Consider the following 24,992-nt stretch of genomic DNA (forward strand, 5'->3'; position numbering starts at 1 on the left):
GCATGGAGCCGGGACCGGACAATTGGTGTCTACGCGCCGATGGACGCCGCGAGCACGGCGGGCGGCTCGGCCATGTCGATGTGCGGGTGGGCAGTCCCGTCCTGCGGGGAAAGGAGACGGGCGGCCCACCCTTCCGCCGCCCGGACGATCTGCAGTGGGGCGTCGGATCGTATGGGCAGAACAGTCAGCAGGGCCCAGTGGGCCTGCCGGTTCGGGCCGTCAGTACTGTGCTTGTAGTGCTCGGCGAGCCGAGTACCCACAGCCGTCCGTTCCTGTCGGCACACACTTCCTACGTAGCGGCAGTGGCACCGGACGTCCCAGGCGATATAGACCGCGTTGGGTGCGTTGATGCGGCGCCGGACAGCTTCCGGTGTGGCTCGCAACGTGAGCCGGGCCGGCAGCCCGCTGTCCTCGTTGAGAACGGCGGCGTCGACCAAGGGGGCCATCGTCCGGAGCACGGGCGTGAGCTGGCGAATGATCTGGCGGGGGATCGAAGCGGAGCTCACTCGTCGTCCTCGTCGTCCTCATCCAGGTCCAGCAGGCCCGTCTGGTGGGGGCCGTAGGCGATGAGGATCTCGTCGATCTTCTTCAGCTGGTCGCGCAGGGTCTGTACACCCTCGGCACTGCCGAAGACGTCGCGGCTCCGGCTCGGGACCATCTTGGCCAGCGTGTTCGCGGCCTTCACGGCGTTCTTGATGCCTCCCTCCAGATTCCGTCGCTGTCGGACGTCCTCGGCCGTGAGGTCACCGCCGGCGCCGCTGCCGTCGCGCTGCTTCTGCTTCTCGGCGGCGATGCCGGCCTCGGCTTCCACCGGGTCCGAGGCATAGACCAGGTCCCACTCGTAGACGATGGTCTTCGTCGCTCCGGCCTTGTCCAGGTGGGGCTCGCCGTCACGGACGAGGACGCCGTCGATCTCACGGTCGGCGGTGTGGAACTGCTTCGGGAGGATGGCGCGGTCGGCCGCCACGTGCGCGTACGCGATGGAGTGGAGCATCCGCAGCCCGCCGAGAGTGGACGCCAGGTTGTGCAGCAGCTTGTTCGGTACGGCACGGAACGGGGCCTTGCCGCTCTCGCGGGTGGCGCCGAGCTTGGAGCCGCGGTCGCGGGTGATGTAGCCGTCGAGCATCGCTGCGGTGCCTCCCAGCACCGTCAGCTCGGCGATCGCGCTGTGCTCACCGGCCTCCGCACGCTGGAGGATGTCGTCGAGGACGTCGAGGGGATTGGTGCCGGTCGTCAGGTCCCAGGATCGCTTCCACACCATCTCGGTGATCGTTCCACCGTTGCCGAAGGCGCGGATGGCCTGGTCGATGTTCTCGGAGCTCCTGTAGGGGGACAGAGCCATCGGGGCCAGGTGAGCGCTGATTCGCTGCCGGTCGGCCTTGCCCATCCCGAATTCCTGCTTGATGAGCATGTTCATCTGAGTGGCACCCGGACCGGCCAGCACGACCCGCTGGTGAAGAGCTGACGCCCACAGCCGGTGCCCAGGCACCTTGAGCATGTCGTACATCGCCGCGGGACCGACCTGGCCGAGCAGCACCTCGTAGACGGAGCTCGTGATCAGCTTGCTTCGGGAGGCGTGACGGTAGACGCGCTGCATGCCCTGGGTGTGCTGGGCGCCGTCGGTCCACGGGGTGACGTGCACGTGGATACTCGCGACCAGATCGTCCCGCGCGGCGACCAGGTCAGGCAGGGGCCTGTTGTCTTCGGCCTGCGCACCGACCACAACGATGGCGGGGAAGGTGAGGGTGTGGCCCTCCCGGCGGGTCTCCTCGGTGAGGACCGACTCGGCGAGCCCGTTGCGGACACGGGTGGCCATCTCCTTCACCGCCGCCCGGGCGATCCGGAGGTCGGTCGGCCGGCGCGGCTCGTGGCGGTCCACGGCACCGATCACGGCTGCCGTGCACGCGGCAATCGCCGCGTCGATGTCGCCTCCCGTACGGGCCAGCCACATGCTGACGAAACGGCTGTTCCCATCGCCAGTAACGAGGTAGGTCTCCTCGGTGCCGTCGTCGAAGATGATGCGCACCAGAAACAGGGTCAGCGGCTCCTTCACGCCCTGCTGAAGCACGCTGTCGGTGTAGATGTTCTTCTGGCCCTGGGCGTGGAACGTCTTGCGCATGCTGTCGGCCACCAGGGCAGCCAGGGCCTTGCGGTCCCGAACCCGGACGACGAACATCGCGAGCGGCTTTCCGCTCTCCTTGTCGACCAGCGTCTCGTAGGTGACCGGGTCCGTCGTGGAGGGCTCCACGTCCATGGCGGTGCGCAACTGGTGCGCCCACCGCTGGTTGATGAAGTCGGGCAGCACGTCGAGGTCCAGGAAGCGCAGGTGCTGCCCGACCGCGTACAAGGTGCCGCCCACGACCGGCTTGTTGAGCAGCAGGCCGGAGTCCGCTGTCTCGCCCCGTGCCTCGACCATCTGGCGCAGCCGGATCGGCTCCACCACACCGCCCGTGACGACGTTGACCGCGTTGTCGTCGAGCGAGTTCACCGGGTTTTCGATGAGTGCCTTGCGAAGACCGCGAAGCTGCGTGACGGGCACGGGGTCGGGCACGGGATTGGGCCGACGCAGGGAGGGAGGCAGGTTGCCGTCGTCAATGTCGTCGATGTTCATGCTCACGGAAGGCCCTTTCAGGGACTAACGCGCCGCAGGAATGACCTGCTGTCCCTGACAATCGTGCCAAGGAGTCCACTGCGCGCTGTCACAAGGGCAGCGAGCGCCGTCACGAGCCATCGCCGGCTCTTTGTCCGGGACGTCTCCGTGCCGACCGGTGTTCCACGGGGCTAGGCGGGCTGCTGGTCAGCCAGGTCGTATGGACCCGGACTCCCGTCGATGACGGGTGCCAGCCACCCTTCACGCCGCAGGTCCAACCCTGAGACGTGCAGTTCCGTATATCCGGAGCGGTGCGCGGCCGACATGTTCCATGTCGGCGAGCGAACCGTAACGGACCGTCACCCTGACGCGCAAGCAGTGCACGTCAGGGGCCCAACTCGGCCTCCTGAAAACCTGGTTACCTGCTGGCGTCGGTCTCCTGGACGCCGAAGCGGCGTCCGGCGTACTCGGGCTGCTGCGCCACGCGAGGTGGCGCAGCAGGCCCTCGTCGGTCTGTGCCTGTCCCGCACGCACTGCGCGAACGCGTCCGAGGAGACGATCGGCGGGTTCTACGAAGGCGCCATCGCGCTGATCGACGCCGGGATCCCGCAGCCGGCCTGGTGCAGTCGTTCGGCACGGTATGGGGGCTGCTGCGGCACTACTGGGTCATCGCGAAGCTCCTGATCACCGTGGTGGCGACCCTTCTGCTGCTGGTCCACATGCAGCCGGTCGGCCATCTTGCCGACGCGGCCGCCCGGGCCGCCCTCGCGGACGGCGAGCTGGAGGGCATGCGCATCCAGCTGATCGCGGACGCGGCCGCCGCCCTGCTGGTGCTCCTGACGGCGGCCGCCCTGTCGGTGTTCAAGCCGCGCGGGGTAACCCGCTACAGGCGCCGTCGCCAGCGCGAGCAGATCACCCAGCCACGCTGACCCCCCGCCGCCGGGGCCTGACGGCGGAAGCAGGTCGGCTCAATGCTGGTGGCCGTCGTCGTGCCCAGGCTCCTTGCTGGGATGGGCGTCTTCCGGAGATGCGGCGGGCTGGGAGGGTGGGCTGGTGGGGTTGCTGCCGTGGTGGTCCTCCGGGCCTTCGTCGCTTCCCTTCTCGGTCACGGCGTCGCTGTGGCTGTGTCCGCCTCCGGACTCGGCCATGGTGGGGGCGATGTGGCGCAGGCCGAGGAAGGTGAGGGCCGTTACGACGAGGATGGCCAGGCCCGTGAGGCTGAGGATGCGCCGCCAGGGCCTCTTGGCCTCCTTCAGGAAGAAGGCGACGAAGGACAGGACGATGCCCAGCGGTATCAGCACGGCGCAGCGTTCTGGGAGGTCTGCGAAGTGCTGCATGCCGCCGCTGAGCATGCCGAGGCCGAACGAGAGCATCGTCGAGGTACCGAGCACGCGCAGGATGCGTGCCAGGGGCTGCCTCTCGGTCGCGAGGATGATGTCGTTGAGGACGGTCGCGAGCAGGAAGACCAGTACGCCGGACGCGGCGATCAACGAATAGCGGGTGGGGGCCATGGGGTGGTGGACAACCGCGCCGCTGATGAGGCCGGCACCGACGTAGTAGCCGACGTAGCCGAGATAGCGCCACGGCAGCATGACGCCTTCCCGTCTGCTGCTGGAGCGGCGTTGGCTGCGGGTCGGCTGCGACGGGGACGGGGGCGTCGTGGCGAGAGTAGGCGAGGAGGACAAAGCGGACCCTTCAAGGGAAGTTCAGTGGGGCCTGGGGCTCTCAACGAGACAGCCGGGCAGGACGGGGCCGAAGATCGGCGTCACCGGGCACAGCGCAACGTGAGCCGGCCATGCAGCGCCGCACGCCACCGCGTGGCAGCCAAGGCGTGTACGCGCGGCATGACCGAGCCGCCGCTGGTGCACGGGCGGAGACGGCTTGAGGGGTGTGCCCAAGTACGTCGACCGGTTGGCTGGCGTGAAGGTCTAGATCCGTAGGACCGCTGAGTCCGGCACGGGGGCAGGGGCCAAGAGGGCCGTGACAGGTCGAGCCGCGCCGGATGCGTACGCGTACGGAGGCCGGTGAATGGCCTGGGTCTCGCACGGGCCGGGCAGCGCAGCGCCCTGTTGGGGCTGGCCGGACACACACTGGTGAGCCGCGTGATCGGGCTCCGGAGCATCCTGGTGATCGGTATGCCCCTGGCCGGAGTGCGGGTCGGGCGCCTCGTGGCTGTGCCCAGCGGAATGCGGGTTCGCAGCGTCCAGGGCTACCGCAGTGGTCGGCGCCCCGGGATGCGCGTGGCCTACGGCGCTCTCCGCGCTGACACCGTGGGAGTACATAAGGGTGAGGAGAAGCGCGGCCAGCACCCACACTCGCCACGGGCCCGCTGCACGAGAGCGGGACCGCGGCGCACTACGGGTCGCCCGGGCCACAACCATGCCGGGGAGCATAGCGGCATGCCGGCCGCGGACCTTCTGAGGGGCGTGCGTTCCCTCGGGCGAGTGGGTCCGGGACTCGTCGGCCTGCCAGCCGGGGCGGCGGGGCCGCGGACGGGTACCTCTCCAGCTAACGCCCCTGACCACGAACGTGCCCGGCCGCACCGTGAAGGTGCGGCCGGGCACGGTGTCGAGCGGGCGGTGGTCAGTGGTAGGCATGGACGACGGCGTGGCCCTTGCCGCGGCCGATCATCCACTTGTTCACCAGCGTGGTGATGAAGAAGGCGACGACGAAGCCGCCCAGCAGGGCCGACCAGAACAGTCCATCGGACAGGTGCGCGTCCATCGCGCCCGGCGTGAGAGCGATGATCGCGTCGTCTCGATACGTGTGGGCAGGCCCGGCGAACGAGGACGTGGAGCCCGGAGCTGGGGCATGGCCGGGTCGGGCCTTCTGCCGGGTGCTTCTTACGCCAGCGCTGGTCGGAGCATCCTGGAGGCGGGGCGTGATCGCGAGGGGGCCACGCTTCGCGGGTCCACCGAATCACCGGCTGCTGGCACGGGTAGATCAGTGTCGGAATGCTGCTGCCTTGGGCCCGGGTTTGATCACCAACGCGTTCAGCGGGCGCGTCCGCGTGGGCTGTACTACCTCCAGCCAGCCGTCGGCGCGGGTGACGCAGTACGGGATGCTCTGGTGGCCCTGCCACTTCCAGTTGATCCACCAGCGGGGTTCACTCCGGTGCCCCGCACGGCGCCGCGGCGTGGGCAGCCGCTGACCGGCCAGCTCGACGTCGTCGAGCTCGACCCCGAGTTCCTTCATGAAGGCCAGCCCCGCCAGGGCCGCGCGGCGCAGCGGGCTGTCGTCGTTCCACCGGCGGAAGGCCCAGCGCATGTCCGAGGTCGCCAGCAGGTCGGTGTCGTCCGGCGCGTCAGAGAGCTCAATGCGGGAAATGGTGATGGCCTCTTGCCGCTGCCACCCGATCAGTTCTGCCCGGATCGGGCGGGGGATGTGCCGGTCGAGGCCTTCGAAAGCGTCGATCATGTCGTGTCGCTCGGCCCGGCCGGCTTCGGGGTCCTCGGTGATCGCGTGGAGCACGCCGAGAGCTTCGGTAAGCGTGTCACCTCGTTGCCACAGCGGGAGCATGAAGGTGCCTTCGGCCTCCAGCTGCTCGCGGGCCGCGTCCTCGAACTGGAATTGCAGGCCGCGGGACGCCCCGGCGAGCGCGCGGCGCAGCGGCGCGTAGGGGTTACCGCCGGAGAAGATGGCCTGGACGACGGCCTGGTTCATCCGTTCGTCGCGCTCGAACCGGACAGCGACGTCGACGTCGTGGGGCTCGGTGGCACCGCGCGCGAAGCTGCCGAACAGCCACACCTGCCGGACCAGGCGGAGGGGCCATTCCTGAGGGCAGTCGAGCCGGTGAAGCATCGCTTCGACCAGTTCGACAGCTCTCGTGCGCTTCATGTTGCTCCCTCGATCCCGCTGGCCACCAGGGTAGTGGCCGGACCATCAGGTTGAGTTCCACCGATGGCCATCCCGCGGAGGGGTGAGAAGTGGTCCTGGCGAGGCGCGCGGGCGAGGGCCGTGTATGTCAGGGCCCGACGGGCGGCGACCGTTGATCAGGCCGGAGCCGACGGATTATGCCCCCGGACGCAACGCACGGGGGGACGCGGCGTCCGGGGGGACTGCTGCTCAACGTACCGCGCCAACTGGCCTCTTATCGCACATATCGGGGAATCTGATCGCGGGTCGGGGCGGGCGCGGACTCAGGTGAATCGCTTCGGACTCCGCGCTGATCTGCGCTCGCTCCACATCGGCGACCAGGTCCTTCGCGTGGCTCTCGCCCCCTTCGTGGAGGATCTGGGCCTTGGCGATGAGGTCGGCGCAGACAGCTGTCCACGTCAGGACGATCGCGCCGCGGGCCGAGCCGGAGACGTAGCACCGGTACGCCTCGCTGACGAGGGGACGCAGGTCCGGATTGAACACGCGGTTCACGCGCTCTTCCAGGTCGATCATGTTGCCCCTCCGGCGCACCCGTCCCACTTGCCCCCGAAATGATCCCACCTCCCGCTCCGGTCCCGGGCCGACCTCTCCAGTTGCTATGCGCTGGTACCGGCACATAGCTACAGTGCTGGTATGGGAAAGCAGACGAACATCCGCCTGGACGAAGAGGTCAAGGCAGCCGCCGAGGACCGGGCCAAGCGCCGGGGCCTGAGCTTGCAGGGGTACGTGGCCGACCTGATCGAGGCGGACGTGAACCAGTCCCGCGCGGCCTTCATGGCCGGCGCCGCATCGTTCCTGGCCGCGTACACGGACGCGTTCGATGCGGAAGTCGGTGAGGACCGGTACCCCGGACTCCCGGAGACCCCGGCGAAGACGGCACCGAGGGACGCCGCGTGAACCTCCGGATTGACCTCGCGTGGATCCTGGCAGTGGCGCAGCAGATTCCGGGAGACCCCCAGGTCGTCGACTACGGCGTCCCCGTAGCGGCGGAAGCACGTCACCGGGCGGAGATCCTTGACCACGAGGTCTACCCCGAACCCCATCACAAGGCCGCGGCGCTGCTGTGCGAGCTGGCGAGAAACCCGAGCCTCGAGATGCGGAATCTCCTTTTTGCGGCAACCGTGACCGCGGCCTACCTGTCGGCGTGTGGCCTTCCGGTGAGCCCCGGTCTGGACACCGTTGTCCCCTTGGCCCGCGCGGCCCGGGACGGGCTCCCGGTGCGGGAGGTCGCCGCTCAGATCAAGACCTGGACGAGCTGATCGAGCAGGCTCTTCCCACGGTCCGTACCGAGTCAGGATTCCAGGTCATCAACGAGCGTCGGCCGGCCATCCGTAACGGTGAGGCGTGCCGTCAGAAGCTGTCCCACATCTTCGCTGTGGGTTATCCGGGCTGGTCAGTGTCTGGATGAGCGAGCATGCCGGAGAGCGCCGTTGGCATGGGTGGATCACCGTGTCGGTGCTTGTGTGGCGTCGGTTTCGCGGCTGGTGTGGGACGCGGAGGCAGCCCCGGCGGCACCAGCCGCCCGCGCGGCGAAGGCCAGCGGCACGAAACTGCGGCTGTCCGCGGTCCCGCACTCACTGGCCAGGCTGCCGCGGCTGACCCACGCCGGCAGCGCCTTCACCATCGAGCAGCCGGACCTGCGGTGAAGCCATGGCCGGGGGAGTGCGCCGGTGCGCGTACATCCACCGCGCGGGTGCGATGGCGAGGGCCAGGGCGAGGTCCTGCCGGAGCTGTGCGGCCTGCTCGGGACCGCGATCGACTTGCCCGGCCCCGTGGCCAGGGCAGAGGTGGATCCTTGCTCTCAGGTGCCGGCCATGAGCTGGAGCAGGTCGCGCAGGTCACGCCGCTGGTTTTCATCGAGGGCGGCGAGCGGGTCGCGGGCGAAGCGGAGGCGGGCGAGCAGGTCCCGGGCGATCTCTTTCCCGGTGTCCGTGATGGCCAGGAGTTTGACACGCCGGTCGCCGGGATCGGGCTGGCGCTCGAGCAGGCCTCGGCTCTGGAGCTTGTCGACGATGCCGGTGAGGTTGGAGGGCTCGGCGCCCAGGCGCTCGGCGATGCGCCGCATGGGCAGGGCGGCGCCTTCCAGGGCGATGAGTACCTTGACCTGCTGCGGGGTGAGGCCGTGGTGGGCCGCCGCGGACTCGTATTCGCGGGTGTACCGGTCGGTGATCGTCGAGAAGAGAGCGGTCACCTCGGAGGTCAGCGGGTCGGGAGTGAGCGTCATGCACCCCACCCTAGAGGAAGTTATAACCATCTACAACGATTGACAATAATGGTTATGGAGCATAATGTTGTTTCATCCCCACCGAACAGGAGTCCTCACATGAAGCAGCGCACCGGCGGTCCCTCGGTGTCCGCCGTGGGCCTGGGCCTGATGGGCATGTCCGAGTTCTACGGAGCCACCGACGACAGCCAGTCCATCGCCACCATCCACCACGCGCTCGACATCGGCGTGAACCTTCTCGACACCGCTGACGTCTACGGAGCCGGCCACAACGAACGCCTCCTGGGCCGCGCCCTGGCAGGACGGCGCCGCGACGAAGCGGTCGTGGCCACCAAGTTCGGATCCCGGGCCAGCGCCGACGGGACCGACTTCACCGTCGACTCCACCCCCGAATACGCCCGGCAGGCCGTCGACGCCTCACTGCAGCGACTGGGCCTTGACCACATCGACCTGTACTACCTGCACCGCCGCAACCCCGCCGTACCAATCGAGGACACCGTCGGCGCCCTGGCCGAGCTCGCCGCAGCCGGCAAGATCCGCCACATCGGACTGTCCGAGGTGAACGCCGACACCCTGCGCCGTGCTCACGCCGTGCACCCGATCGCCGCTCTCCAGAGCGAGTACTCACTGTGGGAGCGCGCTCTGGAGCCCGAGATCCTGCCCACCGCCCGCGAACTCGGCATCACCGTGGTCCCCTACTCGCCCGTAGGCCGCGGATTCCTCTCCGGCAAGATCACCGACACCGCCACCCTGGCCCCCGACGACTACCGCCGCTTCGACCCCCGCTTCCAGGGCGAGAACCTGCACAACAACCTGAAGCTGGCCGAGCGGGTCCGCACCCTGGCCGCCGAAGCCGGCCACACCCCCACCCAGCTCGCCCTGGCCTGGCTACTCCACCAGGGCCACGACATCGTCCCCATCCCCGGTACCAAGCGCATCACCTACCTGGAGGAGAACGCCGCCGCCGCCGACATCCACCTCGACACCGACCAGCTCGCCGCCCTGGAAGCAGCCATGCCGCCCGGCGCCGCCGCCGGCCTGCGCTACCCCGAAGCCTTCATGGACCGCGTCAACAACTGACACCGCCCCTGCCCAGACGCCCAGCACAACCCCAGGGCCGGGGCAACAGAACCGCCGCCAGAACACCGACCCCACGAACGGACCCCACCCATGACCGAGAACTCCGAGCTGGCCCAGCTGCGGGCCCAGATCGACCTGCAGAACGCCGCCAACACCGCGCGCGCACAACTGCACCGCTGGTTCGCGTTCTACGAACGCGACCCCAAGAACTGGGACAACCAGTTCGACCTCCTCAGCGACGACATCGAGATCATCCGCGGGGTCGGACCCGAAGGCGGCATCGAGACCGGCAAGGACAACTACCGCACCAGCGTGGAAGCCTTCCCGGTCGGAGAAGGCCATGCCCACCACATCAAGCGGTTCCAGATCCTGCCGATCGGCACCACCGGCCAGTGGCTGGCCAGCATCGACCTCCACTACAGCAACCGGTCGGTAAACGGCGACGAGCGCGCCGGAGCCCTCCACTACGCCATGCAGCTCGACTACAGCACTCCCGCTCTGCCCACCATGCGGCGCGTCATCGTCGAACTCGACCACTTCATCGACGAACCCTTCCAGGACGCCTACCCCCTCAACCGCGCCGCCAGCCTGGTCTACTACTGGCTCACCCTCATCGAAAGCCGCAACCCCGACCCCGCCCCACTGACCGAGATCCTCGCCAAGGACGCCTCGTTCCACCTCAGCGACGGACGCACCCTCAACGGCGCCGAAGCGATCGCCGACTGGTTCACCGGCCTGCCCAGCCTCGTCCAAGCCAGCCACCACGACGTACACAACCTCACCGTCCACCCCCAGGAGACCGGCCACCTGACGCTCTCCATGGACCTCGACTGGCAGGGCATCGACACCGACGGCCGCCCCGTCACCGCCCGCACCCACCACGACTGGACCCTGACCGACGGCAACGGACGCTTCCCCCAACTCCAGCAAGCCACCATCACCCAGACCCAGCCCATCACCACCACCCACTAGCCCCGATATTTCGCAACAGCCCGTCGGCTCGCCCGCCGGCCATCGTCGGGTAGGCGGCCTGCCGGGCGGCGACGCGCTCCTCCGTGGCCGGACCACCGAGGTGGGCGCGGACTCGGTCGTCGGTCAACAACTCGCTTACCAGGGGGCCGTCTTCCCGGGTGACCGGCCGCAGAAGGAGACGGTCGGTGCGCAGCTGGGCGGGCCAGACACGGTCCAGGGCGGTGTCGACGGATTCCATGGCTGCCACCTTGGCAGCGTACGGCTGCGCCCGGACCAGCTTCGTCCGGAGACCCCACCGGCGGGTGGCCGGGACAACGGCCGCCGGCTCAGCGACGGTCGAGACCCGGTGGCCCGAGGTATACAGCATTGGATACTGCAGGGGTGGTGAAGGATCTGAAGAGCGCGCTGGCCGCGCTGGACGCCCACGATCCGGTGTCCCTGCTCGGACTACGCGAGACGCAGTGGCTCGACGCCAAGGCGGCCCCGTACCAACTGGCCGATCCCAAGGCGGTCGAGGAGCTCACAAAGGACGTCGCGGCGTTCGCCAACGGAGGCGGCGGGGTCATCGGCATCGGCATCGCCACCCGACTCGAGCATGACGAAGAGGTCCTGGACCGCATCGTCGGCCTCGACCCGGCCGCGGTGAACGTGGACCAGATCCGCAAGCTGATCCGGCAGCGGGTCGCCCCGGCTCCTCGCGGGGTGCGCGTCGGATGGTCTGGTGCGGACGGCGCACGGGTGCTGTTCATCGACATCCCCGTGCAGGGAGCCGACGCTCTCTTCGTCGTGCCGGCCCCGGTGGGCAAGCCCGGTTCGCCGCGCTCAGACACTGTCGCCGTACCGATGAGGGACGGCGACAGCACGTACTGGCTGCCCCGGGCCGAGATCCTGCAGCTACTCTCCGCCGGCGTCCGCGCCTCCGGCATGCCCACTGCCCAGGCTCTCACCGAGCTCGTGCGGCAGGCCGTGTCGGCTGCCGGGCCCGGCAGCGGGCTGCGTGTCGGACAAGGCGTGCCCGACCGCGAGCGGGAGATGCGGGCGGCCTACGAGCAGCTGACCGAAGCCGGGCTGGGGAAACCGGCCGGCGAGGCGTGGGCGCAGTGCGCGGCCGTACTGCAGGACTTCGAGCATGAGGCGGACGGCGAGCCGGGATGGGTGCTGTGTCTGGTGCCCGGCCGCCCTCCGGCCGCCGTCGCCGCGCCTGTTTGGCAGGCGATCGTCGAATCGGGGCGGCGTGCCCCGGGCGGTCAGGACCCGCTCGCGGCCATCGGCCTCCCCCGCCTTCCCGCCGACTCGGACACCCCGTGGGTGATCCCGGCCGACGCTCGGAGCGTGGACCTCGACGGCGGATCGTGGGGTGCGGGCCGGCTGTCGTGTTCGGGCCGCGGCGTGTGGCGGTGGCAGCCGCTTCCCCGTTTCAGCCTGGACCAGGGCCGGTCGGCCGAGATCGGGACCGCCGGCCAGACGCCGGCGCTACGCCTTCGCGCCCTGGTGAACCTGCCCTGGGCCGACCCGGGCGCGCTGGAGGTCAGCAAACCCCGGCGTACGCTGCTCGAACAGCAGCTTCAGTACAGCGCGGTGGCCGGCGCGGTGACGATGCTGTCCCGGCGCCGGGGCGCGGAGTTGCCCGCCGCTCGCTGGGAACGGGGGCCCTTTGACAACTCGGCCCGTTCCGTCGGCTACACGTGCACGATCGCTGGGCCCGACGGCGGCCCGGCCGTGAAGGCCTCCGTCATGCTCGCCCTGCCCACCACGATGGAGTCCACCGTGGTCGCCTGCGCGGACGTCCTGATAGAGAACCCGGAGGCATGGGCCGCGCTCCTCGGTCCCGGCGGGGAAACGCGGCTGGGCCTCGACGAGGTCCAGGCCGTGCTGCTCGCAGCGTGGGAGACAGCCGCCGAGCTGCTGCCCGATGTCGTCGGCGACCCGGCCGGGCTGTCGTGGGCCGCCCCGCCCACCACCGAACTGCGGATGACGTGCGAACAGCCCGCCGACAACGGCGTCCTGCCGGACCTGGACACGCACGTCGACCTGACGCCGCTCGGCCCCAACGACGGCGGCCCCAGGTTGCGGATGGCCGTCACCATCACCACGGCGCCCGCCATGGTCCGCGCAAAGCGCCAGCGCCTGCTGCAGGAGGCGCTGGTACACATGGCTCGCCACTTCGGCTACGTCGACGCCGAGGTGGACGTCCTGTAGGACCGGACTGTGCGCACCGGCGTTGCGCCAGAGAAGAGAGCGTGGAACCTGGTCTAGCGGAGTGCTTAGTGGTGGGGCCTGTCCGTCGTCGCGGCAGGGCCGCCAACAGGGAGCGCCGAGCTCCGAAGTCGATATGGACGGTGCCGGTCAGGTCGACCGTGTCGGGGGCCGCGCCGGCGGTGGTCGGCTACACGAAGACCCGGAAGAACTTGCCGTGGCCCACCGTAGTGAACGCAGAAGCGTCAGCGTCTGGCTGACCTGCGGTGGCACGTCCCCGCAGGTGCTCCGGGACGTGCCACCACTCGGTTCCCCCAGTGCAGAGCCGCCTAGCTGATCACGAAGGGAATCAGGGCCACCTCCGCATCCCAGGGCGTCGATGAAGGGGACCTCAGCACGAAGCTGTACTGGCGGCCGTCGTCATCGGGGACAGTCGCGGAGACGCAGCGCGGATGGTTGGTCAGCAGCTGAGTGGCCTTCTCCACGATCGGCTTCGGCTGCGCTGCGTGGATGAACAGCGGAAGCACCGCGAAGCGGTCGTAGCGGGTCAGGTAGCCGAACAGCTGGTCGATGGCCTCGTGGAACTTCGAGGCGCCCTTCCAGATTTTGCACTCGCCGACGAGGACATTACGGTCCTCAATCCGCAGCAGCAGATCGGTTTTCCCCGCGAGTGGGGAGAGTTCGATCCGTGAGCTGATCTCCCGCATGCAGCTGCGGGTAGGGCCGCTAACGAGGTCTGTCGCCATAGGGGGTGACGTTAGTGAGTCGGCTGCAGGTAAGGGGAGCGAAGCTGTCAGGAACGGCCAGCCGGGCGGACGGCACTGATGTGACCGCCGGCACTGGGGAGGTCCGTTCGGCCGAGGCAGCCACTCGTCATCCGGTGGCGCCCCATGCCTGTCCGTCCTCGGCACCGACGGTCTGTTCGTGCTCCGATCGGGCGGCCTCGAGCAGGCGGCGCCAGGACGTGACCAGAGGGCGCCGCCGCAGAAGAGCCCTCCGTTCGCGCTCGGTCATCCCACCCCAGATGCCGTGCTCAATGCGCAGGTCGAGGGCGTGGGCGAGGCACTCGGTACGCACCGGGCAGCCGGTGCAGATGGCCTTGGCCTTGTTCTGTGCCGCGCCTTCGACGAACAGCTCGTCGGGATCGGCGGTTCGGCAGGCCGCGTGCTCACTCCAGTCCTGATCATCCCCGACCACCCCTATGCCGCCCTCTCCCTGGTCCGGCCCCCTACCCCCCCCCGGGCAGGCGCAGTCCGGAAACGGTACGGCACGAACACGGGGCTGAGATCGCCGAGAGACGGCAATCCGTTCGGGTGACGGGGGCTTGACGGCGGTCCTGGTGGTGCTTGGCGTCTCAGCCGGTGGCCGAGCAGTCGGGCATCGCCGGGAGCGGGGCCTCGCCCGTCACGGTGCTGATCCGTCGCCGGATCGCGGCGAACATCTCGGCCCGCTCGGGCTTGACCGGGTAGTCGAAGCGGTCGTAGCGCAGTTGGAGGGTGGCGGTGTTGTCCGGGGACTTCAGGAGGATCAGGCCGAGGCCCTTGCCGGGGGTCAGGTCACGGTGTCCCCGCAGTTCCAGCGGAAGACCGTGCTCCGGGTCGGTGAGGGCCTGGACCAACTCGGCGCGGCGCAGGCCGGTGTCGGCATCGTGGTCCAGCTCCAGGACCCACCACTCCCCCAGCCGGGACTCGTGGCCGGTGACGACTTGGGGGACGGCGACGGTGTGCAGGAGGCCGAGGCGGCGCAGCAGCCCGCTGGGGAGCCAGGCCGCGTCACGCCAGGTGGATTCGTAGGGCAGTGGCTGGCGCTCGTCTTCCCAACGGCGTTCGTGGGCGGTCCAGGTGTCGCCAGCGAGCCAGCTGGCCTCGCCGCCGTGGTCTCGGATGCGCTCGGCGAGCGCGGCTTCGGCCTTCTGGAAGGCGCGTCGGGAGGGTCCGGTGAGCCGGATGCTGGTCGGCTGTCCGAGGCGGCGAAGCTCGAGGCCGCGCTCGCTTCGTGCCGTGATCCGGCACCCGTTGAGGCCGTGGATCTCGTCGTCGCCGGTACCCACGCTCACCCACCCGGGCAGCAGGCCGGCCAGCAGGCTGTCGAGGCTCGCGTTGCTCTCCAGGTGGAGCCTGATGCCGTCCGCGGTGGGCTGCACGTACTGGATGCCGAAGGGGAACTCGAAGAAGTTCCGCTGGGAGCCGAGAACCCAGTAGAACACCTCGGACTCGAGCAGGAGTTGCTCGTGGTGGGCGGGAGCGGGGATGAGAGGGGCGCGCCGGGGGAGGCCGGCGACGACCTCGCACGCGAGCTGGCGGGGAGCTCCGGTGTAGAGGGCGTACGTCCGGGCCCGGCTGCTGGTCTGGGTGGCCGACATGGCGGGTACCTTTCGCTCCGCTCCGTCGGCCCGCGGAGCGTGAGGAACAGGCACTGGTGTGCGGTGGTGCGGTCGGTGAGATGGCTCTGATCGAAGCCGAGCTTCTTCGCCTCCGCCTTGAACCAGTGGGCCGAGGTTCGCGTGAGGAGCAGCAGACCGATGCCGCAGGGCGCCACCGTATCCCCCGGGCTCGACTCGACGGGGGCGCCACGCCGTTCGTCGGCTCGGGGCGCCGACTGCTATCGCACAGACGTACGCGCTGCCTCGGTGGGGACGAGTCCGTCTCCACGACGATGTCCTGGATGCCGGGCCAGGCCCACCTCCGCACCCCGGGTGGCCTACTTGGCGGCCCAGCAGCCCAAGCTGTTCCGGTTCCCCTCCGCCGCCCGGAGCAGCGCGTCCGGCGATCCCAGCAGACCGGACGGCAGATACCCGGACCGGACACCGAGTTCCCACCCATGGACCTGGACGGCGAGGCAGGCCAGGGCGAGAGTGCCGAGGGGGAGGAGGGACCGGGGCGCGGGATCACCGGCATCGGCCTCGACGCTCTCCCGGTACGCGACCAGCCGGGCGACGAGGGCGTCCTCGAAGGCGTGCTGGTCGTCGTCGAGGAGTACGCGGAGCAGCCGCTGGTCCGCGCTCAACGCGTCATCGACCTCGTCGAGCCGCCGGGCGGCCTCCGCGCGCTCCCCGGCGTCCGGCTTGCGCAGCGGAACCGTAGGCCAGTCGCGGGGCAGATGCCCGGCCGCCTCGGTGAGATAGGGGCACAGGGCGTCCATGGCGGCCAGGTCGGCGGGGTCGGAGACGGAGGTGTACCGGTTGTAGGGCACGCCGTCACGGATGGCGGGCGCGTAGTCGCCGCGCAGCAGCAGCCCGGTGACCCGCTCCCAGTCCCACACATGCCCGCTGACGACACACATCTCGAACATGTCGAGCCAGGTCCGCGCGGTGGGCGCCTCCTTGACGACGTCCCGGAAGGTGATGGGCCCGTCCCCGAACTCGTCGTCGTCCGGATCCGTGCTGATCCGCTCCCCGACGAGGGGGAACCGCAGTTCCTGGTCCCCGTCCGGGAAGCACATGATGCTCAGCACTCCGTGCACACACTCCGCGGCGGTGACGGCGACCATGCCGGCCGCAGCGTCGAGCCCCGGCTCCATCACCGTCCGCGCGGCGACATGGTCGAGCAGTTCGTCCGCCATGGCCCGGATCAGCGTCGGCGAGATGCTGCCGTACCGCAGCCAGTGCCACCGCGTGTAGGCCCGCCCGTCAATGTCGTCGAGCGCCTCGGCCAACCGCTGCCCGTCAACCTGATGGCATGTCACATTCCGCACGTACCCCGCCCCTTCATGAACTCCACGACTGGACGAAGCACGTTATCAACGGGCACTGACAGCACAGTCCTCTCGCGAGGCCGGGCAGGAGCTGTTGGCCCGGTGCGGTATACACGAGGAGATCACAAACCGCCGCACTGTGAGGCGGCGCACCGGGGGTAGGGAATGACCGTTCCGCACGTGAGTACCGCGCTTCGCCCGGGGGACTACCTCCAGATCGCTTCGGAACGGATGGCCGTCGACGGCGTGCCGGACGGCGAGGGGTTCGCCCGGATCGAGCGGGTGGAGATCATCACCGACATCGGTTTCCTGGCTCCGGGCTCCACCCACGTGCGTACCCGGGCAACCCGGCAGATCGCGGTCGTGTTCTGTCACGGCATGCCAGGCCCGGTCATGTTGCGCGAGGGTGATCAGTGGACCCTCGGCGAGGTCGACAGCGACCGGGCCCGCGGGGATTCCGCCCATCCCTGGTGGCCAGAGACACCAGAGCCCCTTTTCACCGGAAGCCGCTTGGCCGCCGGACCGCACCCCTTTCGCAGCACCATCCACGGCCCCGACCTCGTGGCGCCGGCCGCCGCGCCGGAGCCGCAGCCGCCGCGGCAGCGGGCAGCCGTGTTCGACAAGCCGGCCCACCTGGTCATGGTTGGTGACTACCTGCAGATCCATGCCCTGCGGCACCCGAAGTGGGACATGCGCATCGACGAAGGATTCCACCGTGTCGAATGGATCGGCCACCTCGCCGGTGACGCCCTCGACGCAGTGCTGAACGATCCTGCCTGGGCGCGCGGTCGCCTTACCCTCGCCTCGGTCCACGGCCTGTCCGGCATCCTCGTGCTGCCCGAGGTTCCGGTGACTGTCCTGATCCAGCCCAACCCGGAGCGTCGCCGCTCCGACGAGGACGAAGCCTGGCACGAGGGTCCCTTCTACGAACTGGCCGGTGTCACCGAACCCGACCTCACCGAGCAGCTCCACGCCGATGCCCGCCTACGGCCGAAGCCGCCTGGTTCGGAGGCCGCTCTGTACCCCAGCAGGTTCAGCAGCCCCGCCCAGCGGGCTCTGCACCTGGACGGCGTCACCGGCATCCGCCCCGTCGCCGCCTCCCAGCTTCCCTGGCCCCATGGCCTGTTCAAGTGTCCCTACGGTGAGCGGGCGAAGGCCCTGGCCGCCACCTACCCCAAGGGTCACAGCAAGACCGCCCACGCCGAGCTGTTCGCCCGGCTCGGCGATCAGGACTTCGCCGCCTGCCCCTACCACCAGGCCGACGACTGGAGGGCGATCACGGCGGCCGTGCTCGCCTTCGCCCGCGCCGAACCCGACAGCGACGAACAGGACCGGCTCTACCGCGCCACGCACCTGAGCGAGCGCGACCGCGCCTGGTTTCGCTCCCTCATCGGAGGGGGCCACATCTGGTGGGACACCGGACAGCAGAATCTGACCAACGGCCAGCACCGCCTGTGTGCGCTGCGTGCCGCCGGCATTGAGGTGATTCCCGTCTACGGCCGGCACCTTCCCGACCACGACGAGACCGCGCCGTCCCAGGATGCCCTGACGCACGCCAGGCGCACCGTGGAGGACTTCTGGCTTGCCCACGTCGCTTCCGCGCTCAAGCCGGGCCGCCTCAGGACCCACCTGGCCCGGCTGCTCGCCCGCTACCCACGCCTGCGTGCGCTGCTGCCGAAGAGCGAGTAGCGCGCTATGCCCGAATGGTGGTGAACGCGTGGTGGGCGGACCAGACAGGCGGCGGCCGATGGTCACGCAGGATCCGGCGGGTATGCCCCTGGACGCCGCGCACGGGGGGACGCGACGCCCGGGAGGACTGCTTGCCAACGTACAGCGCCAACTGCCCGCTTATCGCACATATCAGGGAATCGACACGTACGTGCGCCGCGCGGGCTCGCGCCCAGTACGGCCACGGCGCCTTGCGCAAAGAGGTCAGATCAGCGGGCAGCCGCAGAGTGCAGCGGATGCTGACTCTAGTCAGGCTTGTTCCTTCGGAGAGAGTCGCTGCACCATCTCGATCACAAAGTCGGAGGGCCCACGGGAAATCCAGTACCCGCTGTTGGTCCGGTACCCGGGGCCGACAATCATGGTCACCGTCGACTCGGCTCGGGTGAGGGCGACGTAGAAAGTACGTCTCTGTTCCGCGAGCTCCGTCCCCGTGGCTTCGCGCCACTTCCCTCGGTCGGGGATGTCCCGCGGGATGATGCCTTTGAGGAGGCCCGGGAGAATCACGGTGTCGAACTCGCGGCCCTTGGCCGCGTGGTAGGTAGCCAGTAGGACCTTCCCGATGATCTCCTCGCCGCGTGCCAGATCCTGAAGCAGGAGGTCCTTGGACCTACACAGGTCGGCCATGGTGTCGAGGCTGCTCGTGTTGTCCTGATCAGGGTGCTCCGCGGCTACCTCGTCGAGGGCCAGGCCGGCGCGCAGCTGCTCCAGCCAGGCGAGGGCCGGGGCGTCGGCGGGGTAGAGCTCATCGGGATCGAGGCACAGCTGCAGAGCTCTGGGCAGATGCAGTCGTGAGGTCGGCGGGGCGAGCTGGGCCTCGGTGCGCAGCGTGGTGAGGGCGCGGGTCAGGGCGGCGAGGGACGGTGTTTGCGCGCGGCGCAGCATGTCAGCGCGTTGGGCGCCCGGTGCGGTGTGGATCTGGTAATTGGTGACGGCGCGGCTCGCGCACCTCTGGACGAAGCGGGAGAGGCTTCCGGCGGGCAGCTTGTCGTCGCCTTCGTGCCGGAAGTCCAGCTCACGTCGGGTGAGTTCGCTGCGCACGGCGTCGAGAAGGGGACCGCGAGCGGGGTAGAGGATGGCGATCCGTTCGGGGCTGATGTGCCTGTTCTGCGCTTCCTCGACGAGATCGCAGGCCAGTCGGGCATGGTCCTCGAGACCTCCATCGACTCGTTTGAGGTTGACGTCGCCCGGTGGTGCGCCCTCGCGTGCGAGGCGCCCTCGGGGAAGCCCGAGGGCGGCTTCGGCGGCGGTGATGATGTCCTGGCCGCTGCGGTAGTTGACCTCGAGCTCCAGGTCGCGGAAGTCTGGTCGAGCGGCCAGCTCGGTCAGGTACTTGGCGTCGGCTCCGGTGAATCCGTAGACGGACTGGTCGGTGTCCCCGACGGCGAAGACGGTGATGCCGGCCAGATCGCGCAGGGCGACGACGAGTTCATGGAGGACTCCGCCGAGATCCTGGTACTCGTCGACGACGAGGTGGGGGAAGCGGGCTCGCAGAAGGTCGCGGACGTGCTCGTGCTCCCGGACGGTACGTACGGCCCGCGTGACCATGGCCTCGAAGTCGATCTCGCCTCGGAGGATGAGCTGTTCCTCGTAGAGGCGTGCCGCCTGGACTTCCCGCGGGTCGAAGCTGTCCAGGCTCTCGTTGCAGGCCAGGGCCCGGCGGATCCGGGTGTTGTGGGGCATGCGGTGCTGGGCTAGAACCTCGGTGATGCCGGCCTGATCGAAGCAGCGCTGCAAAAGGGCTTCGGTGGCGGCCTTGTTGAGGACCTGTCCGGCTTGGGGTGCCGGCTGGCCGGTCAGGTGTGCGAAGGCCCGCAGGATCTCGTTCAGGCAGAAGGCGTGCACGGTGGAGCAGGTGATCCGCCCTTCGGCGCGCACGCCGCTGCTGAGGACGCGGCGGCGGATCTCCTCGGCCGCCGCGTTGGTGTAGGTGATGCAGGCCACGCCGCGGAAGGCCGAGATCTGTGTCTGGAGCACGTAGGCGATCCGGGCGACGAGGGTGCGCGTCTTCCCGCTTCCGGGACCGGCCCGCAGAACGACGTTGCCGTCGTGGAGCACGGCGGTCCGCTGCCTGGGGTGCAGACTGTCGAGCTCCGCAAGGAGGGTGTCACTGACCTGCATCGCTGCCCTGCCCGCTGCCGTGTGGCGCCGCGTGGCCGGTGAGCAGTGGCGTTCCGCGGGCCGCACGGCTGATGCGTTCCATGGCCAGGAAGAGGTAGGAAGCCGTGCCCAGGCGGCGCAGGGCATGCTCGTCCAGCGGGACGTCGTCCGCGATCTGCGCTTCGGACCGGATCCGGGCGCCCAGGTCGACCTGGGCGATGTGCGCGGCGAGGCGCTGTGCGAAGCGGCCCTTGCCGAGGTCGCCGATCCGCTTGAGCATCTTCTTCCGGACGTCGGGGTCGATGATCGCGTTCAGCTCGTTGGCGACCCCGCGGCTCACGTCGCCGATCGCGCCGGCGTTGCCGTTCAGCTCCCTGAAGGCCTGGATGATCTCCTCGCCGAACATGGAGCACAGGTCGGTCTCCAGGGTCTGGGCGCCGACGTAGACGCCGATGTTCTGGAGCTCTGCGGCGAGAGGAGCGCGGGTCGTCTGGTAGCTGGCTTCCTGGGTTTCCGGCAGGGCGGCGATCTGGTCCAGGAGGGCTGTGCGGCGGGCTCCCTCGGGGTGGAGGTTCGCGCCTCGCTTGAGGCCGGCTTCCCGGCGGCCGCGCTTGTCGCGTGCGGCGTCTCCGTCGGTGATGACCACGTGGGGGGTGTTGAGGCCCTTCGGGCCGAGGAGTGCCCGGTAGGGCTTGAAGTCGGTGCCGTGGACGCTGGCCACCACGGTGCCGTAGGCGTCGAGGTCGAATCCGGCGGCTTCGGCCAGGGCTGGGAGGATGTACAGCTCGGCCAGTCCTTCGACCAGCACCACGGCGGAGGCGAAGAGGACCTCGGCGCGACTGACATCGAGGTAGCGCTCCAGGTCCGCGGCTTCCTCGTTGCTGACGGGGAGGGCGGCTGTGGTGGCTCCGGTCGTGCCGCTCTCGGTGGCGCGCAGCACGATGAAGGAGCGGACCGGGGCGACGGCGGCGATGTGCGGGCTGTGGGTGGTGAGGATGAGCGACGGCCCTGTGCGCAGCAGATACCGGAAGAGGTGCCGCTGGAGTGTGACGTGGAGGTGGGCCTCGGGCTCTTCTACGGCTACCAGGGTGGCGATGAATTCCTCGTCCAGTCGCTGCTGGCTGAGGGCTTCCAGCAGCAGGCCGAGGTAGATGACGTTGGCGCTGCCCAGGCTGGTGTCGGAGATGCTTCTGCGGCGGGCCTCGTCGAAGAACAGCCGTACGGCGCGGATCAGTTCGTCGGGCTTGGAGGAGGCGAAGCCGAGGGTGGGCTGGACAGCCAGGCGCGGCCCGAACATGGCCTGCAGCCGGTCTGTGAGGTGTCCTTCCAGCTTGGCGACGTTGTCGTCCTTGGTGAGCTGGTCGACAGCGGTGGCGATCGCGGAGGCGGTGGCTTCCAGGTTCACCGGGTCCAGGGGAAGCCGTTCGAGGAGATCCCGCATGGGGCTGCGCCGCCAGTTGTGCAGGTCTGACTCGGCATCGCGCAGGGCCGGCAGGACACGCAGGGCCACTTCGCGGCGGATGGCGCGTACGTCGTTGGTCTCGCGCTCGCCGGCGAAGACGACGACGTCGTAGTCCTTCGCGGTCAGCGGCCGGCTGGTGGGCTGCACCTGGGATCCGTCGCCGGTTGCTACCTCTGTGCGAGGGGCGAAGCGGTAGGTCAGCCGGGCTACGTAGGGATCGAAGTCCACCGCGGCACTGGACAGGATGCTCTTGGCATCAGCGTCGCCGTCGAAGCCGCGTAGCTCGACAACGATGGTCACTTCGGCTCCGCCCGCCAGGCCTGCGGGATGTCCTTCCCAGATGTCCTCTTCGCGCAGCATGCGCCGTGCGTCGGACAGAGAGGGGTCGAGGACCAAGCGGATCGCTTCCAGCAGGTTCGACTTACCGACACCGTTCTCGCCGACGATCACCGCGTGGGCGGGGAAGTCGTCGATGACCAGGTGACGGAAGTTGCGGAAGTTGTGTATCTCGATCCGCGAAATATGCAGGCCCATTCGTCCCCTTTTGGCGATCTGGTGCGATGTGGTGATTCATCATTCCAGGGGCGCCCCTGCCGATGGGCGGTTTCCCAGCGTTTGCGGGCCTTCCCGACCGCCTGATAGGCGATCTCGCCGTGGTACCGACCTCTGCGCGACTGCTAGCCGACGGTATCAGTGGCTAGCTATGGTGGTGGGTATGGCAAAGCAGACGAATATCCGACTGGACGACGCCGTCAGGGCGGCGGCCGAGGACCGGGCCAAGCGCCGCGGCCTGAGCTTGCAGGGATACGTGGCCGACTTGATCGAGGCTGATGTGAACCAGTCGCGTGCCGCCTTCATGGCTGGCGCAGCGGCGTTCCTGGCCGGGTACACGGAGCAGTTCGAGGCGGAGGTCGGCGAGGACCGGTACCCCGGTCTTCCGGAAGGGCTGGCAGAGAGCGCGCCGAGGGACGCCGCGTGAATCTCCGAATCGATCTCGCCTGGCTCCTGGCAGTAGCGCAGCAGATCCCGGGAGATCCCCAGGTCGTCGACTACGGCGTGCCGGTCGCGGCGGAAGCACGTCACCGGGCGGAGATCCTGGACCACGAGGTCTATCCCGAGCCCCATCACAAAGCCGCCGCACTGCTGTGCGAGCTGGCGAGGAACCCCAGTCTGGAGGCGCGCAATCTTCTTTACGCGGCCACGGTGACCGCGGCCTATCTCTCGGCGTGCGGCCTTCCGGTAAGCCCCGGTCTGGACACCGTTGTCCCCTTGGCCCGCGCGGCCCGGGACGGGCTCCCGGTGCGGGAGGTCGCCGCTCAGATCAAGACCTGGACGAGCTGATCGAGCAGGCTCTTCCCGGGGTCCGTACCGATTCAGGATTCCAGGTCGTCAACGAGCGTCGGCCGGCCATCCGTAACGGTGAGGCGTGCTGTCAGACCCAGCAGGGCCATCACGGCGATGGAGCCCAGCAGGATGGCCAGCCACCCCACTGTCCACGAAGTGATGCGAAGGCGGATCACAAGGGGCGTGAGGAGCAGCATGACGACGACCGTGCCCGAAATGAGAAACTAGAAGCCCTTCATGATCACCGCTCCGCTGTGGTGTCCGCGCCGTGCACAGCGCGGACGGCGCGGGTTGCGGCGGGGAAGTCAGGGTGGCTCTTCCACTGGTCGGCCATGGCCATGAGCGCTTCGAGAAGGCGGCGGGCCTCATCGGTGTTGCCCGCGTGAACCGCAGTAGCGTACTCCTGGCTGAGCTTGTGGGCGTCGCGCCAGGACTCGACGTACGCGTCGTGGCCATCCGGGTGTTGTTCGTCCCGGAGATCGTCCTGTCGGTCGCGAACGAACTGGTAGCCCCCCATTACCTTCTTGATCGGCCCAGCAATGGGGTTCCCGGCCTCCGGCCCCGGCATGAGTGGTCCCCCCCTGTTGACCATGATCTGGGGGATGGTGTGGGTCTTTCGGATCCCCGCCGGCTTCGGCATCCCGGTCGGCACCGCGCACGCCAACGCCCCCGGCCTGCTGCGCGCTCTACGCTCGCGGACCCCAGTTCGTCCTGCTGGAGGCATCCTGGCCGAGTGTGACCGCGTCGGCCAGGGCCGGGCCGACTACCATCAGCCGCACTCTTGGTTTCCCCCACATTGATTTTTCCAGTAGGCGAGGTTTTTAGCAGTGTTGATGGTGTCGGGGTGTTCCCGGCCCAGCACCTGCTCGTAGACGGGTACCAGCTGGTCGAACTGGTCGCGCGCGGCACACGGGTTCCCTGCATGTCCGGTCGCTCGGGCACGGTTCGCTCGGGTGTTAAGGGTGTGAGGGTGCTCCAGGCCCAGCACTTGTTGGCGCACGGACAGCAGTTGCGCGAACTGGTCACGGGCAGCGGGCCAATCCCCGGCCTCGCCAGTCCAGCCTGCAAGGTTGGACCAGGCAGTGAGCGTGTCGGGGTGTTCCGGCCCGAGCACCTCCTCGTACACGGGCAGCAACTCGGAGAACTGCGCCCGGGCAGTGGCTGCATCGCCTGCCCGCCCGGTCGCAGTGGCGAGGTTGGACCTGTGGTTCAAGGTAGTGGGATCCTTAGGGTCGAATACTTCCTCGGTGAGGGGAACCAGGTCGGCAAACTGGTCGCGGGCGGCCTCCCAATCGCCGGCCTCGCCAGTCGCGGTGGCGAGATTGGAGCGGACGGTCAACGTCTCGGGGGCTTTTGTCCCGGACACGTACGTGCGCAGCGGCAGCAGCTTGGCGAATTGGTCACGGGCAGCCTCCCAATCGCCGGCCTCGCCAGTCCAGGTGGCGAGCTCGGACCGGACGGTCAAGGTCTCAGGGGCGTTGGGGCCAAGCGCGTTCTCCATAGCGGGAAGCAGTTCGACAAGCTGGTCGCGGGCGGCCTCCCAACGTCCTGCTTTTCCTGTCACCTTGGCGCGGAGGGCTCGGGTGCGGAGGGTGTCGGGGTGTTCCCGGCCGAGCACCTGCTCGTAAAGGGCCACTAGCCTCGCCGTTTCGCTTGGGTGCGGCGGCTGGTGGGGCGGAAACGCGAAAGTGCCTTCCTGACCTGGGACGATGAACCTTGCTGAGGGGTTC

Annotated in this window: 26 protein-coding genes and 2 pseudogenes; 11 read left to right on the top strand and 17 right to left on the bottom strand. The window is 69.0% G+C overall.

Features of this window, described 5'->3' with window-relative positions:
- Nucleotides 1–29: 29 nt before the first annotated feature.
- Together ACWD01_RS33050 and ACWD01_RS33055 are read right to left on the bottom strand one after the other, a co-directional pair.
- Nucleotides 30–506 carry a hypothetical protein gene (locus tag ACWD01_RS33050; RefSeq protein WP_451167072.1) on the bottom strand — a complete coding sequence of 159 codons (477 nt, stop codon included), beginning with the start codon at nucleotides 504–506 and terminating at the stop codon, nucleotides 30–32.
- Nucleotides 503–2,617, bottom strand: a complete 2,115-nt coding sequence (locus tag ACWD01_RS33055; protein WP_451167074.1) for a hypothetical protein — start codon at nucleotides 2,615–2,617, stop codon at nucleotides 503–505. The genes ACWD01_RS33050 and ACWD01_RS33055 overlap by 4 nt, the downstream gene beginning before the upstream one ends.
- 593 nt (nucleotides 2,618–3,210) lie before the next feature.
- Here ACWD01_RS33055 and ACWD01_RS33060 point away from each other — a divergent pair.
- On the top strand, nucleotides 3,211–3,519 hold the full coding sequence (locus ACWD01_RS33060) for a hypothetical protein (protein WP_451167076.1): 309 nt from the start codon (nucleotides 3,211–3,213) through the stop codon (nucleotides 3,517–3,519).
- 39 nt (nucleotides 3,520–3,558) lie between these two features.
- On the opposite strand, the gene ACWD01_RS33065 is transcribed toward ACWD01_RS33060, so the two are convergent.
- The 4 genes and pseudogenes from ACWD01_RS33065 to ACWD01_RS33080 all read right to left on the bottom strand — a co-directional run bounded on the left by ACWD01_RS33065 (nucleotide 3,559) and on the right by ACWD01_RS33080 (nucleotide 6,979).
- Entirely contained in the window at nucleotides 3,559–4,182 is a 624-nt protein-coding gene (locus tag ACWD01_RS33065; RefSeq protein ID WP_451167077.1) for a hypothetical protein, read from the bottom strand.
- 991 nt (nucleotides 4,183–5,173) lie between these two features.
- Nucleotides 5,174–5,347 (bottom strand): annotated as a pseudogene (locus ACWD01_RS33070) (DUF4396 domain-containing protein); the annotation flags it as partial.
- A 186-nt stretch (nucleotides 5,348–5,533) separates the two neighbouring features.
- Nucleotides 5,534–6,427, bottom strand: coding sequence for a nucleotidyltransferase family protein (locus tag ACWD01_RS33075; RefSeq protein WP_451167079.1), 894 nt, complete (start codon nucleotides 6,425–6,427; stop codon nucleotides 5,534–5,536).
- Between the two features lie 228 nt (nucleotides 6,428–6,655).
- Nucleotides 6,656–6,979 (bottom strand): hypothetical protein, encoded by a 324-nt coding sequence (locus ACWD01_RS33080; protein ID WP_451167081.1) that lies wholly within the window; start codon nucleotides 6,977–6,979, stop codon nucleotides 6,656–6,658.
- Between the two features lie 120 nt (nucleotides 6,980–7,099).
- Here ACWD01_RS33080 and ACWD01_RS33085 point away from each other — a divergent pair, with 120 nt between their 5' ends.
- The 3 genes from ACWD01_RS33085 to ACWD01_RS33095 all read left to right on the top strand — a co-directional run bounded on the left by ACWD01_RS33085 (nucleotide 7,100) and on the right by ACWD01_RS33095 (nucleotide 8,112).
- Complete coding sequence (locus ACWD01_RS33085) at nucleotides 7,100–7,363, top strand: hypothetical protein (protein WP_451167083.1); 264 nt, start codon at nucleotides 7,100–7,102, stop codon at nucleotides 7,361–7,363.
- Entirely contained in the window at nucleotides 7,360–7,725 is a 366-nt protein-coding gene (locus ACWD01_RS33090) for a hypothetical protein (protein WP_451167084.1), read from the top strand. Before ACWD01_RS33085 ends, ACWD01_RS33090 begins: the two co-directional genes overlap by 4 nt.
- Nucleotides 7,726–7,929: 204 nt before the next feature.
- A complete protein-coding gene (locus ACWD01_RS33095) occupies nucleotides 7,930–8,112 on the top strand; it encodes a hypothetical protein (protein WP_451167086.1) in 183 nt (60 codons plus the stop codon).
- Nucleotides 8,113–8,267: 155 nt separating this feature from the next.
- On the opposite strand, the gene ACWD01_RS33100 is transcribed toward ACWD01_RS33095, so the two are convergent.
- Complete coding sequence (locus tag ACWD01_RS33100) at nucleotides 8,268–8,690, bottom strand: MarR family winged helix-turn-helix transcriptional regulator (RefSeq protein WP_451167087.1); 423 nt, start codon at nucleotides 8,688–8,690, stop codon at nucleotides 8,268–8,270.
- A gap of 99 nt (nucleotides 8,691–8,789) precedes the next feature.
- Here ACWD01_RS33100 and ACWD01_RS33105 point away from each other — a divergent pair, with 99 nt between their 5' ends.
- Nucleotides 8,790–9,770, top strand: coding sequence for an aldo/keto reductase (locus tag ACWD01_RS33105; RefSeq protein ID WP_451167088.1), 981 nt, complete (start codon nucleotides 8,790–8,792; stop codon nucleotides 9,768–9,770).
- Between the two features lie 90 nt (nucleotides 9,771–9,860).
- Nucleotides 9,861–10,742 (top strand): nuclear transport factor 2 family protein, encoded by an 882-nt coding sequence (locus ACWD01_RS33110; RefSeq protein ID WP_451167090.1) that lies wholly within the window; start codon nucleotides 9,861–9,863, stop codon nucleotides 10,740–10,742.
- Here the strand turns inward: ACWD01_RS33110 and ACWD01_RS33115 are convergent.
- Nucleotides 10,726–10,980 (bottom strand): GNAT family N-acetyltransferase, encoded by a 255-nt coding sequence (locus ACWD01_RS33115; protein WP_451167092.1) that lies wholly within the window; start codon nucleotides 10,978–10,980, stop codon nucleotides 10,726–10,728. The two genes, ACWD01_RS33110 and ACWD01_RS33115, sit on opposite strands and share 17 nt — an antisense overlap.
- A 143-nt stretch (nucleotides 10,981–11,123) precedes the next feature.
- Between ACWD01_RS33115 and ACWD01_RS33120 the strand changes: the two genes are divergently transcribed.
- Nucleotides 11,124–12,941 (top strand): RNA-binding domain-containing protein, encoded by a 1,818-nt coding sequence (locus ACWD01_RS33120; RefSeq protein ID WP_451167093.1) that lies wholly within the window; start codon nucleotides 11,124–11,126, stop codon nucleotides 12,939–12,941.
- 326 nt (nucleotides 12,942–13,267) lie between these two features.
- On the opposite strand, the gene ACWD01_RS33125 is transcribed toward ACWD01_RS33120, so the two are convergent.
- From ACWD01_RS33125 to ACWD01_RS33140, 4 genes are all read right to left on the bottom strand, one after another.
- Nucleotides 13,268–13,645: a hypothetical protein gene (locus ACWD01_RS33125; RefSeq protein WP_451167095.1), complete on the bottom strand. Its 378-nt coding sequence runs from the start codon at nucleotides 13,643–13,645 to the stop codon at nucleotides 13,268–13,270.
- 166 nt (nucleotides 13,646–13,811) lie between these two features.
- A complete protein-coding gene (locus ACWD01_RS33130) occupies nucleotides 13,812–14,135 on the bottom strand; it encodes a WhiB family transcriptional regulator (RefSeq protein WP_451167097.1) in 324 nt (107 codons plus the stop codon).
- Nucleotides 14,136–14,292: 157 nt separating this feature from the next.
- On the bottom strand, nucleotides 14,293–15,300 hold the full coding sequence (locus ACWD01_RS33135; protein ID WP_451167098.1) for a hypothetical protein: 1,008 nt from the start codon (nucleotides 15,298–15,300) through the stop codon (nucleotides 14,293–14,295).
- Nucleotides 15,301–15,638: 338 nt separating this feature from the next.
- A complete protein-coding gene (locus ACWD01_RS33140; protein WP_451167100.1) occupies nucleotides 15,639–16,631 on the bottom strand; it encodes an immunity 49 family protein in 993 nt (330 codons plus the stop codon).
- A 180-nt stretch (nucleotides 16,632–16,811) separates the two neighbouring features.
- On the opposite strand from ACWD01_RS33140, the gene ACWD01_RS33145 reads away from it, so the two are divergent.
- Nucleotides 16,812–18,320 (top strand): hypothetical protein, encoded by a 1,509-nt coding sequence (locus tag ACWD01_RS33145; protein WP_451167102.1) that lies wholly within the window; start codon nucleotides 16,812–16,814, stop codon nucleotides 18,318–18,320.
- 288 nt (nucleotides 18,321–18,608) lie between these two features.
- Here ACWD01_RS33145 and ACWD01_RS33150 read toward each other — a convergent pair whose 3' ends face one another.
- Both ACWD01_RS33150 and ACWD01_RS33155 read right to left on the bottom strand, forming a co-directional pair.
- Entirely contained in the window at nucleotides 18,609–20,477 is a 1,869-nt protein-coding gene (locus tag ACWD01_RS33150; protein WP_451167104.1) for an ATP-dependent helicase, read from the bottom strand.
- Complete coding sequence (locus tag ACWD01_RS33155; protein ID WP_451167105.1) at nucleotides 20,464–22,452, bottom strand: ATP-dependent nuclease; 1,989 nt, start codon at nucleotides 22,450–22,452, stop codon at nucleotides 20,464–20,466. The genes ACWD01_RS33150 and ACWD01_RS33155 overlap by 14 nt, the downstream gene beginning before the upstream one ends.
- Before the next feature lie 181 nt (nucleotides 22,453–22,633).
- Here ACWD01_RS33155 and ACWD01_RS33160 point away from each other — a divergent pair, with 181 nt between their 5' ends.
- On the top strand, nucleotides 22,634–22,897 hold the full coding sequence (locus ACWD01_RS33160) for a hypothetical protein (RefSeq protein WP_359169482.1): 264 nt from the start codon (nucleotides 22,634–22,636) through the stop codon (nucleotides 22,895–22,897).
- Entirely contained in the window at nucleotides 22,894–23,259 is a 366-nt protein-coding gene (locus ACWD01_RS33165; protein ID WP_319656745.1) for a hypothetical protein, read from the top strand. Before ACWD01_RS33160 ends, ACWD01_RS33165 begins: the two co-directional genes overlap by 4 nt.
- A 32-nt stretch (nucleotides 23,260–23,291) precedes the next feature.
- On the opposite strand, the gene ACWD01_RS33170 is transcribed toward ACWD01_RS33165, so the two are convergent.
- Nucleotides 23,292–23,459, bottom strand: coding sequence for a hypothetical protein (locus ACWD01_RS33170; RefSeq protein WP_451167108.1), 168 nt, complete (start codon nucleotides 23,457–23,459; stop codon nucleotides 23,292–23,294).
- Between the two features lie 44 nt (nucleotides 23,460–23,503).
- A complete protein-coding gene (locus tag ACWD01_RS33175) occupies nucleotides 23,504–23,902 on the bottom strand; it encodes a hypothetical protein (RefSeq protein WP_451167113.1) in 399 nt (132 codons plus the stop codon).
- Here ACWD01_RS33175 and ACWD01_RS33180 point away from each other — a divergent pair.
- Nucleotides 23,880–24,041: pseudogene (locus tag ACWD01_RS33180) on the top strand (IS5/IS1182 family transposase); the annotation flags it as partial. The gene ACWD01_RS33175 and the pseudogene ACWD01_RS33180 overlap by 23 nt on opposite strands.
- Here ACWD01_RS33180 and ACWD01_RS33185 read toward each other — a convergent pair.
- Nucleotides 24,032–24,898 carry a tetratricopeptide repeat protein gene (locus tag ACWD01_RS33185; RefSeq protein ID WP_451167111.1) on the bottom strand — a complete coding sequence of 289 codons (867 nt, stop codon included), beginning with the start codon at nucleotides 24,896–24,898 and terminating at the stop codon, nucleotides 24,032–24,034. The pseudogene ACWD01_RS33180 and the gene ACWD01_RS33185 overlap by 10 nt on opposite strands.
- Nucleotides 24,899–24,992: the final 94 nt, after the last annotated feature.

It is taken from the genome of Streptomyces sp. NPDC002835, assembly GCF_053591995.1.

What these genes read in the sequence shown, in the direction of transcription:
- ACWD01_RS33065 (WP_451167077.1), bottom strand. Translation starts at nt 4,182, where the DNA reads ATGCTGCCGTGGCGCTATCTCGGCTACGTCGGCTACTACGTCGGTGCC.
- ACWD01_RS33075 (WP_451167079.1), bottom strand. Translation starts at nt 6,427, where the DNA reads ATGAAGCGCACGAGAGCTGTCGAACTGGTCGAAGCGATGCTTCACCGG.
- ACWD01_RS33080 (WP_451167081.1), bottom strand. Translation starts at nt 6,979, where the DNA reads ATGATCGACCTGGAAGAGCGCGTGAACCGCGTGTTCAATCCGGACCTG.
- ACWD01_RS33085 (WP_451167083.1), top strand. Translation starts at nt 7,100, where the DNA reads ATGGGAAAGCAGACGAACATCCGCCTGGACGAAGAGGTCAAGGCAGCC.
- ACWD01_RS33100 (WP_451167087.1), bottom strand. Translation starts at nt 8,690, where the DNA reads ATGACGCTCACTCCCGACCCGCTGACCTCCGAGGTGACCGCTCTCTTC.
- ACWD01_RS33105 (WP_451167088.1), top strand. Translation starts at nt 8,790, where the DNA reads ATGAAGCAGCGCACCGGCGGTCCCTCGGTGTCCGCCGTGGGCCTGGGC.
- ACWD01_RS33110 (WP_451167090.1), top strand. Translation starts at nt 9,861, where the DNA reads ATGACCGAGAACTCCGAGCTGGCCCAGCTGCGGGCCCAGATCGACCTG.
- ACWD01_RS33115 (WP_451167092.1), bottom strand. Translation starts at nt 10,980, where the DNA reads ATGGAATCCGTCGACACCGCCCTGGACCGTGTCTGGCCCGCCCAGCTG.
- ACWD01_RS33125 (WP_451167095.1), bottom strand. Translation starts at nt 13,645, where the DNA reads ATGCGGGAGATCAGCTCACGGATCGAACTCTCCCCACTCGCGGGGAAA.
- ACWD01_RS33135 (WP_451167098.1), bottom strand. Translation starts at nt 15,300, where the DNA reads ATGTCGGCCACCCAGACCAGCAGCCGGGCCCGGACGTACGCCCTCTAC.
- ACWD01_RS33150 (WP_451167104.1), bottom strand. Translation starts at nt 20,477, where the DNA reads ATGCAGGTCAGTGACACCCTCCTTGCGGAGCTCGACAGTCTGCACCCC.
- ACWD01_RS33155 (WP_451167105.1), bottom strand. Translation starts at nt 22,452, where the DNA reads ATGGGCCTGCATATTTCGCGGATCGAGATACACAACTTCCGCAACTTC.
- ACWD01_RS33160 (WP_359169482.1), top strand. Translation starts at nt 22,634, where the DNA reads ATGGCAAAGCAGACGAATATCCGACTGGACGACGCCGTCAGGGCGGCG.
- ACWD01_RS33170 (WP_451167108.1), bottom strand. Translation starts at nt 23,459, where the DNA reads ATGCTGCTCCTCACGCCCCTTGTGATCCGCCTTCGCATCACTTCGTGG.
- ACWD01_RS33175 (WP_451167113.1), bottom strand. Translation starts at nt 23,902, where the DNA reads ATGCCGAAGCCGGCGGGGATCCGAAAGACCCACACCATCCCCCAGATC.